General features: G+C 55.4%; 11 protein-coding genes. 10 read left to right on the top strand and 1 reads right to left on the bottom strand.

Annotation, left to right across the window (positions count from 1 at the left end; translation table 11 throughout):
- The first annotated feature begins 121 nt into the window (after positions 1-121).
- From CAP31_RS01540 to CAP31_RS01495, 10 genes are all read left to right on the top strand, one after another.
- Positions 122-874: a GntR family transcriptional regulator gene (locus CAP31_RS01540; RefSeq protein ID WP_087445925.1), complete on the top strand. Its 753-nt coding sequence runs from the start codon at positions 122-124 to the stop codon at positions 872-874.
- A 32-nt stretch (positions 875-906) separates the two neighbouring features.
- Positions 907-2,637 carry a fumarate reductase/succinate dehydrogenase flavoprotein subunit gene (locus tag CAP31_RS01535; protein ID WP_087445924.1) on the top strand — a complete coding sequence of 577 codons (1,731 nt, stop codon included), beginning with the start codon at positions 907-909 and terminating at the stop codon, positions 2,635-2,637.
- Between the two features lie 16 nt (positions 2,638-2,653).
- Positions 2,654-2,887 (top strand): ferredoxin family protein, encoded by a 234-nt coding sequence (locus tag CAP31_RS01530; protein WP_087445923.1) that lies wholly within the window; start codon positions 2,654-2,656, stop codon positions 2,885-2,887.
- Between the two features lie 15 nt (positions 2,888-2,902).
- Positions 2,903-3,865: a HEAT repeat domain-containing protein gene (locus CAP31_RS01525; protein ID WP_087445922.1), complete on the top strand. Its 963-nt coding sequence runs from the start codon at positions 2,903-2,905 to the stop codon at positions 3,863-3,865.
- A 34-nt stretch (positions 3,866-3,899) separates the two neighbouring features.
- The gene (gene fdxA / locus CAP31_RS01520; protein WP_087445921.1) at positions 3,900-4,226 is read left to right on the top strand and encodes a ferredoxin FdxA; all 327 of its coding nucleotides are present in this window, start codon (positions 3,900-3,902) and stop codon (positions 4,224-4,226) included.
- Positions 4,227-4,380: 154 nt separating this feature from the next.
- Entirely contained in the window at positions 4,381-5,838 is a 1,458-nt protein-coding gene (locus CAP31_RS01515; RefSeq protein WP_223247324.1) for an ABC transporter substrate-binding protein, read from the top strand.
- On the top strand, positions 5,838-6,800 hold the full coding sequence (locus CAP31_RS01510; RefSeq protein WP_223247323.1) for an ABC transporter permease: 963 nt from the start codon (positions 5,838-5,840) through the stop codon (positions 6,798-6,800). Before CAP31_RS01515 ends, CAP31_RS01510 begins: the two co-directional genes overlap by 1 nt.
- On the top strand, positions 6,797-7,651 hold the full coding sequence (locus CAP31_RS01505; protein ID WP_087445919.1) for an ABC transporter ATP-binding protein: 855 nt from the start codon (positions 6,797-6,799) through the stop codon (positions 7,649-7,651). Before CAP31_RS01510 ends, CAP31_RS01505 begins: the two co-directional genes overlap by 4 nt.
- 137 nt (positions 7,652-7,788) lie before the next feature.
- Positions 7,789-11,367: an FAD-dependent oxidoreductase gene (locus tag CAP31_RS01500; protein WP_087445918.1), complete on the top strand. Its 3,579-nt coding sequence runs from the start codon at positions 7,789-7,791 to the stop codon at positions 11,365-11,367.
- Entirely contained in the window at positions 11,357-11,656 is a 300-nt protein-coding gene (locus CAP31_RS01495; protein WP_189836629.1) for a DUF971 domain-containing protein, read from the top strand. Before CAP31_RS01500 ends, CAP31_RS01495 begins: the two co-directional genes overlap by 11 nt.
- Positions 11,657-11,695: 39 nt before the next feature.
- Here CAP31_RS01495 and CAP31_RS01490 read toward each other — a convergent pair whose 3' ends face one another.
- On the bottom strand, positions 11,696-11,893 hold the full coding sequence (locus CAP31_RS01490; protein ID WP_087445917.1) for a DUF1289 domain-containing protein: 198 nt from the start codon (positions 11,891-11,893) through the stop codon (positions 11,696-11,698).
- Positions 11,894-11,901 lie beyond the last annotated feature (8 nt).

The following is an 11,901-nucleotide window of genomic DNA, read 5'->3' as shown; positions in this document are numbered from 1 at the left end:
TAAATATATTATTAAATATCAATTAGTTAAAAATTAACACCGGGGGATTTATTTGCTGGCATACGACTTGCTTATTGCATCTTGTCATAACAAGTAAGCATATGCATTGGAGTTACGCCAAATGGAATCCAAAAAGAAAACCGTACTGCCTCTTTCACCTGTACCGCTGTACACGCAGATCAAGGAGATATTGAGAACCCGCATTCTCGATGGCACGTACAAGGCGCATGAGCAAATGCCTTCGGAAAGCGATCTGATACGCTCCTTTGACGTCAGCCGGATTACGGTCAGGCAAGCGCTGGGACATCTGCAGAAAGAAGGCCTGATCTTCAAAATTCATGGCAAAGGCACTTACGTGTCGCAACCCAAGGCATTTCAGAACCTAGGAAAGTTGCAGGGATTTGGCGAGGCCATGGCGTCCATGGGCTACGAAACCTTCTCTCAGGTCGTCAGCTTCAAGATCGTGCCCGCCGACAAAATAGTGGCCAAGAAGCTGCATTTGGCAGAAAACGATATGGTGTCCGAAATCCGCCGGGTACGTTACCTGAATCGCGCACCAATTTCGCTGGATGTCAGTTATCTGCCGCGCACCATAGGCGAACGCCTGATCAAGGAAGATCTTGCACATCGCGACATTTTCCTGATTCTGGAAAATGACTACGGCTATTCACTGGGACAGGCCGAACTGCAGATCGAAGCCATGCTAGCAGACGAGTCTCTGGGCAGGCTGATCCAGCTGGAAGAAGGAGCACCCGTTCTGCGCATTGAGCGCCTGACCTTTACCACGGACAACCAGCCTCTCGACTTCGAATACCTGTACTACCGTGGGGATGCTTTCCAGTATCGGCTTCGCGTTGAGCGCGGCCGCATTTAACCTCGATTCATTTGAGACAAGGAGAAAACTTGATGAACACCATCGAAATGGAAGTAGATGTACTGGTTATCGGCGGCGGTACCGCCGGGCCGATGGCCGCAGCCAAGGCCAAGGAAAAGAATCCTGCACTGCGTGTACTGGTATTGGAAAAGGCCAACGTGAAACGCAGCGGCGCAATTTCCATGGGCATGGACGGCCTCAACAATGCCGTCATTCCCGGACACGCCACGCCCGAGCAGTACGTCAAGGAAATCACAGTCGCGAACGATGGCATCGTCAACCAGAAAACCGTGATGCAATATGCCACCAGCAGCTTTTCGATGATCCAGGAACTGGACAGCTGGGGAGTGAAGTTCGAGAAGGACGAAACGGGCGACTACGCCGTCAAAAAAGTCCATCACATCGGCACCTATGTATTGCCGATGCCGGAAGGACACAACATGAAGAAAGTGTTGTACCGGCAACTGAAGAAACGCCGGGTCGACATATCCAACCGGCTGATGGCCACCCGGCTCCTGCTCGATGAAAACGGCGCCATCGCCGGGGCCATGGCCGTGGACAGCCGCACTGCCGATTTCTACGTGATCCGCACCAAGACCGTGATTCTGGCAACCGGCGCAGCAGGACGGCTGGGCATGCCAACTTCCGGTTATCTGTTCGGCACGTATGAAAATCCCACCAATGCCGGTGACGGTTACAGTCTGGCATATCACGCCGGTGCCGAACTCTCCGGTATCGAGTGCTATCAGATCAATCCGCTGATCAAGGACTATAACGGCCCATCCTGTGCTTATGTCACCGGCCCGTTTGGCGGCTACACCGCCAATGCGCACGGCGATCGCTTCATCGAATGCGATTACTGGAGCGGACAGATGATGATGGAATTCTACAAGGAGCTTGAGGGCGGCAATGGCCCGGTATTCCTGAAAATGAATCACCTGGCCGAAGAAACCATTTCCACTATCGAAGAAATTCTGCATACCAACGAACGGCCAAGCCGCGGACGCTTTCACGAAGGCCGCGGACTCAACTATCGGGATGGCATGGTGGAAATGCACATTTCCGAAATCGGATTGTGCAGCGGCCACAGCGCATCCGGCGTCTGGGTCAATGAGCACGCAGAAACCACCGTGCCCGGGTTATACGCTGCCGGCGATCTGGCGTGCGTGCCGCATAACTACATGTTGGGCGCATTCGTCTATGGCAAACTGGCTGGCGAAAGCGCGGCGGAATACTGCGCCAGCCATGCATTGCCGCCAGTTGACAACGCACAAGTCGAGCAGGAGCGGAACCGGGTCTGGGCGCCTTTGCATGTTACCGATGGACTCCCGCCCAATCAGGTCGAATACAAGCTGCGGCGGATGGTGAACGACTATCTGCAGCCACCCAAAGTCACGCGCAAGATGGAACTCGGCCTGCGGCGTTTCGCAGAGATTCGCGAAGATCTGGCCAGACTGAGCGCCAGCAATCCGCACGAGCTAATGCGCGCCATGGAGATACACGCCATTCTGGATTGCGCCGAAATGGCTGCGCAAGCCTCGCTGTTCCGCAAGGAAAGCCGATGGGGGCTGTACCACTATCGCGTCGACTACCCGGAGAAAAACGACGCCGACTGGTTCGTCCACGTTCAGGTCAAAAAGGATGCGAACGGCAACATGTCCTGCTTCACCCGGCCTATCGACCCCTACATCGTGCCTCTGGATGACGAGGAAAAAACCGCTTACCAGAAGCTGCGGATCGCAAAAGAACCGGTGGCTGCTTAATCCAAGGAGAGATGTCATGACCTATGCACTGAATCGTATGACTGTGCCCGTCACAGTGGATGAAGAAAAATGTATTGCCGATAAGGGCTGCACGGTATGCGTGGACGTATGTCCGCTCGATGTGCTGGCAATTGATCTTGCCAAAGGCAGCGCATACATGAAATTTGATGAATGCTGGTATTGCATGCCCTGCGAAAAGGACTGCCCGACCGGCGCGGTGCATGTGGACATTCCATATTTGTTACGTTAAACGGGGAAATCAGACATGACCACCATAACCGCTCAGGACACTATAGCCGTGCAATTGAATGCGCGATTGACCGACACCGATCCTGAAATCAGACGCATAGCGCTGATGGATCTCGTCGACAGCGAAGACGAAGCACTGGCTGTCCCGTTGCTCATCGATGCGCTGAAGGATGTCGACGGCAATGTACGCGCCGAAGCTGCAGCCGCGCTGGAAGGATACGAAAGCGAGGAAGTGGTGACAGCTTTGCTCGGTATTCTGGCCGACAGCGACCCCAAAGTTTGCGCTGCTGCAGCATTATCGCTAGGCGAATTGAAAGACCGCGACCTTGGGCAAACCTTGCTTGGCGCGCTTGCAGCCGCCAGCGGTCACGCCAAAGCGGCGATTTTCCGGGCACTGCGGGAACTCAGGGTGCAAGGCAGTCTCGCCCCGGCTCTGGCCGCCATCACCGACACACACGCCGAAGTGCGTCAGGCCGCCGTTGGCGTGCTTGGCTACTTGCGCGATCCGCAAGCGCTGGAGCCGCTGACCCAGGTTGCCACAGAAGATCACGATGCCGAAGTCAGGCGTATCGCCGTAGGCGCGCTTGGATTTGCGCCGCAGCCTGCAGCAGTCTTTCCGGCATTGATCAAAGTCTTGAACGATCCATCCTGGCAAGTTAGGGAAGAAGCGGTAATGACGCTAGGCAAACTGCGGGCAACCGAGACCATACCCCAGCTGATCGACGCCATGCGCGACGACTACTGGCAGGTCAGGATCAAGGCCGCACGCAGCCTCGGCAAACTCAAGAGCAGCACAGCAGTGCCGGTACTGGCTGACGCGCTGTTTCACAGCGTCAGCAACCTGCGCAAGGAAGCCGCTGTTGCGCTTGGTGAAATCGGCGATCCGAGTGCGCTGCCTGCGCTGGAAAAAGCACTGGAAGACCCCGATCCCGATGTGCGCAAGTTGACCAAACTGGCCATCAGCCAGATTACACAATAGGCCGCCGGCCCGGATTATCAAGAAGGAAAATGCCATGACTTATATCGTTACTGAATCCTGCATACGCTGCAAATACACCGACTGTGTGGAAGTGTGCCCGGTAGATTGTTTTCATGAAGGGCCCAATTTCCTGGTGATCGACCCGGACGTCTGCATCGACTGTTCGCTGTGTGTTGACGAATGTCCTGCCGGTGCAATTTACGCAGTGGAAAATTTGCCGCCGGAGTATGGGAAATACATCAGCCTGAATCAGGAACTATGCCAGTCATGGCCAATTATCAACGCCAGATCGGACGCGCCTGCAGATGCCGACGAATGGATGAGTGTGAAGGAAAAATTCCAGTATTTGCAGACAGCCTGATAAGCAGCAAGATGAAGCGACCGGTCACGCAGATGGACGGTTACAAGAGGATAAAGATTAAATAAGAAGGTTGTTATTAACAATACCCGTCAGGGATGGAAATTACTATTTAAAACTTGTAACTCACTTAATGCTTTTAAAAGGAGTACCAATTGTGACTACGCGGCTATCAACAAGCAAAACTTCGGTATCACTTCTTAGAACCCTGCTCGCATCTGCGGCATTGGTGTCATCTGCATTCCTGAGCTTGCAGGCTCATGCTGAAGTGGTAAACCTCGGCATTGGCATCCAGAACACCACGACCAATACGGTCACCGCCGGCATTGTCATCAAGGAACTGAAACTGCTGGATAAATACCTGCCGAAAACCGGTAAATACAAGGATATACAGTTCCAGGTCGATTGGCAGAATTTCACCTCCGGCCCACCCGTCACTAACGGCATGATCGCCAACAAGCTGCAGATCGGCATGATGGGCGACTATCCGCTTCTGGTGAATGGCGCCACCTTCCAGAACAGCAACGACACCAAGAGCGAGTTGATTGCCATTATTGCGTACAACAAGGATGGTGCCGGCAATGGCGTCGTCGTGCGCAAGGATTCCCCTTACTATCAGCTCTCGGACCTGAAAGGCAAGAACATATCGGTGCCGTTCGGTTCCGCAGCACATGGCATGTTGTTGAAAGCGATGGAAGACCGCGGCTGGAAAGATGACTTCTGGCAACTGTCCAGCCAGAGTCCTGAAGTCGGCACGACCAACCTGCAGGAAGGCAAGATCGATGCACACGCGGATTTCGTGCCTTTCGCCGAACTGCTGCCCTATCGGGGTTTCGCTCGCAAGATTTTCGACGGCGTCGAGACCAGGGTACCCACCATGCACGGCATCGTGGTGCGCAAGGATTTTGCGGACAAATACCCTGAAGTCGTCGTTGCTTATCTGAAAGCCTTGCTGGAAGCTAACAACTGGGTACGCAGCAATCCGAAACTGGCCGCCGAGAAGATTCAGGACTGGACCAAGATAGAAAAAGAAGTGGCCTACATCTTTCTTGGACCAAGCGGCATCCATACGCTGGATCCCACTATCAAGCCGAAATGGATACAGACCATCAAATACGACACCGGTGTGCTGCAACGTCTGGGCAAGGTCAAGCAATTTGACGCTGACGCCTGGGTTAACGAGACTTATATCCGCGAAGCTTACAAGGAGATGGGGCTGGATTACGACAAACAGAAGGCGAGCTTTGCCGGCTATGAAATCGGCGGCATGGATCCCTTGTGCAAGACACAGATCAAGGATCCCAGAGCAGGCGGTGAGGTGTGGATAGAAAACGGCGCGATTACGGCTTACAGCTCCCCGAACTGCACATTGGCTGCGGTGAAGAAAGCGGCATCCGAAGGCAAGAAGATTGATGTGGCCTACCTGTTCGACAAAACATACGGCATCAAACTGTTTGCCGACAAGGCGTTCTACGCGCTGGATGCCAAGCAGCCCAAGCATCCCTCCATCGTACCGTTCCTGCTGAAAAAGGATGCCACTGCCTATGCCGCCGCGCATGGCGGCAAGGTAGCGGATTACGCCGAAGTACTCGCGGCAGCTAACGCAGGGAGATAATGATGCAAACCGCAGAGTTGAGCAACTACGGCAAAGCACCGCATGATGCCGCCAACACGCTGGAGCCGGCACTAATGCCGGCAAATGATCAGGGTAGCGTCATCGCCACACAGCCGGATATGCCAATCCCCCAGACCGGACCAGGCCAGGCCGTCTGGCGACAGACGGCAGGTACTATCCGGCGCAATCTCGGCTCTGCGGTGCTGGCGCTGGCTTCCATCGCCCTGTTCATTGCAGCCTGGTATCTGGCAGTGAAATACCGGCTGGATTTCTATATTCGCTTTACCAATATTCCCGCCCCTCAGGACGTATTCAGCGAGCTGCTGAGATTAGGCAAAAGCGACAGCTTCTACTCCAACATGCTGATCAGTCTGCGCAGGATACTGCTGGGCTTCAGCGTCGCGATGGCAATGGGGATCGCATTAGGACTGATTATCGGCCGCTATCGTCTGGCCCGGCAGCTCATGTTTCCCGTGCTTGAAATCCTCCGGCCTATTCCGGCCATTGCGTGGGTACCCATCGCGATCATGCTATGGCCAACCAACGAGGGCAGCATCGTCTTCATCACGTTTCTCGGGTCGTTTTTCCCGATTCTGCTCAGCACCGTGCATGGCGTCACCAGCATCGATCCTGTGCTGATACGCGCCGCACGCTGTCTGGGGGCGAAAGAACCGGCTCTGTTACGGCAAATAATACTGCCTGCCACGCTGCCGCAAATCTTCAACGGCTTGTCGGTGGGTATGGGCGTAGCGTGGGTTTCCTTAATCGCCGCCGAAATGATTTCCGGTCAATTCGGCATTGGCTATTTTACCTGGGAAGCATATTCGCTGATTCAGTATGCGGATATCGTCATCGGCATGATCGTCATCGGTTTCCTCGGGCTGGCTTGCAGCACGGCAATACGCTGGGCGGGCCGCCTGATCATGCCATGGGCCAACCAAAACGGGAGCAACAGGGCATGAAAGCAGACAAGGGCAACATAGAAATCCGCAATCTCGACGTCCGTTTCGGCAAAGGCGCAAATCTGGTCGATGCCGTCAATGACGTCAGCATAGATGTGAAACCTGGCGAATTCGTCTCCATACTTGGCCCGTCCGGCTGCGGCAAATCCACGCTGCTGAATGTCTTGGCCGGATTTGTCAAACGCTCCGGCGGCAGCGTACAGGTCGATGGCAAGGAAGTATCCGGGCCCGGTGCCGAACGCGGCATGGTCTTTCAGCAGTACTCGCTGTTTCCCTGGATGACCGTGCGCAAGAACGTGGAGTTCGGCCTGAAGATGCAGGGCCGCAGCAGCAGCGAGCGCGAAACGGCGGCACGCACTCTGCTCGGACTGGCCGGACTGCTCGCATTCGAAAACCACTATCCGGAGCAGCTGTCCGGCGGCATGAAGCAGCGCGTCGGCATTGTGCGTGCGCTGGCAACCAGCCCGCAGGTACTGCTGATGGACGAGCCTTTCGGCGCACTGGATGCGCAGACCCGCGTCGTCATGCAACAAATCCTCACCAACATGTGGCAACGCTTCCGCCTCTCGGTGCTGTTCATCACCCACGATATCGACGAATCCATCTTCCTCTCCGACAAGGTCTATGTGATGACGGCCAGACCCGGTCGTATCAAGGCCGAGATAGAAGTGCCGCTGCCGCGGCCACGCGTCCCGGAAATGATGACTTCACACGAGTTTCTTCTGCTGAAACGAGAGCTGCATGCGCTTATCCGCGAAGAAAGTTTCAAGGCCATGGGCGGCGACCTGAAAGAAGGCATGGGTGGATTTGGCATGGAAGTAGGCCCGCAAGGTGTGGCGGAACTGATCTAACCGAGCCGATATAAAGCCAGGCCATCATGCCTGGCTTTAGCCATACGCAACTTGTTATGACATGTCCTGTCATGATTGCCAATCAATGATAAGCCGACATGCCGAGTAAACAGCTATCGATTTAAGTGAGGACAGCGATGACAGCATTCGAATTGAAATTACCCGGATTCAAATATGGGGATATATACGCAGCAGAACGCTTGCCGGTGCTGGATGCGCTGTTCATGCGTTTCCTGGACAACCATGATGCCGCGTTGGCCACACAATTTCAGGACTATCGAAACGGCGCGGAACTGCATGCCGTCGCCGAATCCGACTTGCTGATCGCAGTGGCGCGCCAGCTGGAAGATTTTCTGGTCAGCGCCTTCGATGTCGAAACAGCACGCAATCAATTAAGACACCAGCAATTGCTCGATGAGCCGATTCACGCATTCAAGGAAAAATTCATCAAATCGCGTGTTCGCCGCAAACGCGCCCCCACACGCCCTTTCGCGCTGCTGAACGAACTGCTGGAACAAAAGTTGGGCGCACAGCATCCACTCGACCGCGAGCTGGGCGTCGCCCGGCTCTGGGTACTGGCGGTTGAATCAGGCGCGGACGACACACTGGCGCTGCTGGAAGAATGGGCCTATGCCGCATACAACACTGCGGAAGGCAGGCAACATGTCGCCGGTTGGGTCAGTTTCAAGCTGCCGCACAAAATCGAATATATGCAGCTGGTGCCGACCGTGCCCATGGCTGACGATACGGCAGGGCGGGTGGCCGGTCTGCCGGAGCGGCAAAGGCGCCGCGACGGCTTTGGCCTGACCGACCCGCGCTACAATTTACGCGAAGCGATGGATCACGTACATTACTGCGTCTACTGTCATAGCCACGAAGGCGATTTCTGTTCCAAGGGTTTCCCGGACAAGGAAAATGGCGGATTCCGCACCAATTCGCTGGGCGTGGAGCTAACCGGTTGTCCGCTGGAAGAACGCATCTCGGAAGCGCACACGCTGAAACTCGACGCCTATACGCTGGGTGCACTGGCAGTCATCATGATAGACAACCCCCTGGTACCGGCTACCGGCAACCGCATCTGCAACGACTGCATGAAAGGCTGCATTTACCAGAAGCAGGATGCGGTCGATATCCCGCAAATCGAGACGCGGATACTCACCGATGTGCTGAACTGGAGCTGGGGTTTCGAAATATACTATCTGCTGACTCGCTGGAATCCGCTCAACCGGAGCCGCCCATATGCGCTGCCGCACCACGGCACCCGGATTCTGTGCGTCGGTGCCGGGCCGGCAGGGTTCAATCTGTCATACCACCTGTTACAGGCCGGGTTTGGCGTCGTCGCCATCGACGGCCTGAAAATCGAACCGCTGGACGAGGCCTGGACAGGATCGCGCGATAGAATCCCCACCCCTATCGAACATGTCGGCGAATTGAATGAGGCGCTGGATGAGCGCGTCATGAGCGGATTCGGCGGAGTGGCCGAATATGGCATCACCGTACGCTGGGACAAGAATTTCCTCAAACTGGTTTACCTGACCCTGGCCCGCAATCAATATTTCCGCGTTTACGGCGGCGTGCGTTTCGGCGGCACCATGACCATAGACGATGCCTGGGCACTGGGATTCGAGCACATTGCGCTAGCTACAGGGGCTGGCAAACCTACCGTGATTCCGATCAGGAACAATCTGGCGCACGGCATCCGTCAGGCCAGCGATTTTCTGATGGGTCTGCAACTTACCGGGGCCTCGAAGAAAGACAGTCTGGCCAACCTTCAGGTACGGCTGCCGGCGCTGGTCATAGGCGGCGGACTCAGCGCAATCGATACCGCAACCGAAGTGCAGGCGTACTACATCATGCAAGTTGAAAAACTGCTGGAACGTTATGAACTACTGGCCGCAGCCGGAAAATGGGAACTCAGCCTCAGCACTGTCGAACAGGATATCCTCACCGAATATCTGGCGCACGGCAACCTGGTACGAGCGGAGCGTGCACGTGCAACATTGGCTGGTGAAGTGCCGGATTTTGCACCGTTGCTGCAGGCGTGGGGAGGTGTGACCGTCGTTTACCGCCGGGCGATGAACGAATCGCCTGCTTACCTGCGCAATCACGAGGAAATCGAGAAAGCCTTGCAGGAAGGCATCTTTTACGCGGAAGGACTGGATCCTGTGGAAGCCATACTGGATGCCACAGACCACGTTACCGGCATGCTGTTTCAGCACATGGTCAAGGACGCCACAGGCAGCTGGTCCCACAGTGAAGAACAAATCACCCTTCCCGCACGCTCGGTGTTCATCGCCGCTGGCAGCAGCCCCAACACAGTTTACAATCGGGAACACCCTGGCGTGTTCGAGATGGACGACAAATATTTTGCGACATACCAACAGGACGCTAACGCAACGAGCTTGCGCAGAACGGCCGCCCAGGGCAACTGCAAAAGCGAGGATATCGGGTTCCTGACTTCCTATCAGAAGGATCATCTGCGCATCAGCATCTACGGCGACAATCACCCGCAGTTTCAGGGCAGCGTAGTCAAGGCCATGGCTTCCGGGAAACGTGGCGCGCGTGAAATTGTAACGCTGTTCCAGGAACGCTTAGGCGCATCAGCCAATGCAACAGGAGCAGCAAATGCTGCCTGGCAAGATTTCGCGGCCAATCTGGATTTATGGCTACGCCCGGTGGTAAGCCACGTAGAACACCTGAGCGGCAACGTAACCAGCATCACCGTGCGGGCTCCTCAGGCCGCACAGAATTGGCAGCCTGGACAGATCTACCGGCTGCAAAATTTCCATGCCGACGCCGATCGGCTGCACGGGACAGTGCTGCAAATGGAAGGCATGGCCATAGACGGCATCGACGTAAATAAACACACCGGGGAGATCAAACTGCTGGTTAACAAAGTCGGCGCCTCAAGTCGTATCGCCAGTCAGCTGGCACCGGGACAGCCTGTGATACTGATGGGCCCAACCGGAACCGGCCTGCCCATGCCAGACAATCAGACGATCACTGTGATAGGCGGCCATTCGGCAGTAACCAGCACGATAGACGGCAGTACCGCCTGGCGCGCAGCAGGAAACCGCATCATCTTTATCGGGCATTTTCGCAATGCACAACAAGCCCAGGCGGTGCAAGCAGCCATGGAGATACTATCCGATCAGGCCATATGGATACTCGATGAAGGCACCCCGCTGCATTGTCAGCGCGCCCAGGACAGCTGCTTTATGCTGGGTGTAGATGCCTTTATCAGCGCCTGTCTGGAAATTCAAGGAGCTCACTCTGACTGGCTTCCACTCACCGATACGCTGCTGATATCCGACCATCCTGCTGCGATGGAACGCATTTCCAGCGCTTTGCGTACTGTCTTCCGCCATCTGCTGAAACCGCAGCTCAAGGCGCTGGTGGCAGTGAATAGCCCGATGCAGTGCATGATGAAAGAAGTCTGCGCGCAGTGCCTGTGTCAGCATCGGGACCCTGAGACAAAATTACCGACAGGCGTGGTGTTTTCGTGTTTCAATCAGCACCAGCCGCTATTTGCGGTAGATTTCAACAATCTCAAGGCCCGCCAGGGTCAAAACAGCGTGCAGGAAAAAGTGAGCAATCTGTGGTTAACTTATCTGCTGGAAGACCAGGCACTCGATTCAAGCAGGAAATCTTGCGACATGCTTACTGCACACACCATCGTGCGGGCACTGGACAAGGAGAACAGCTGTGCCAAATGATTTTGCTCCTGCAGAAATACGGCAACTCCCGGCTTCCGGCGCATTGGAGATCAAATGGAACGACGGGCTGGTTAGCCACTTGAAAGATGCGGAACTGCGGCGTGCCTGTCGCTGCACGACTTGCCGGCAGCTGACTGACAAGATGCTCCCTATCCCCTGTCCTGAAGCCATCAGCATCCTCTCGATTGTGCCTGTAGGATCTTACGCCATACAGATTAGCTTTAACGATGGACATGACCGGGGGATTTTTCCATGGGAATATTTGAGACAACTAGGAGGCGGGAAGTAATGTTGCCTGTACGTGATTCAGCGCTCGCACCGCGACACATTATCTCTTCCAGGTGACCGCATGAGCCTCGCGCCGTTGCGCTGCGTTGCGTAAAAACCGCTGCCGCAGTTCATCATCGGCTTCGCTCCATTGCAGAATTTCCGCAAGGGAACGGAAGCATCCCAAACAGACATCGTCCTCGTTGAGACAGCAATTGCGCACACAAGGCGAGGCTACGCGGCTGGATTCCTGCTTCATGGCATTAC

The organism is Sulfuriferula sp. AH1 (assembly GCF_002162035.1).
Lineage (GTDB): Bacteria > Pseudomonadota > Gammaproteobacteria > Burkholderiales > Sulfuriferulaceae > Sulfuriferula.
Note: the sequence above shows the minus strand (reverse complement) of the source record. Positions and strands in the feature narration are given on the sequence as shown.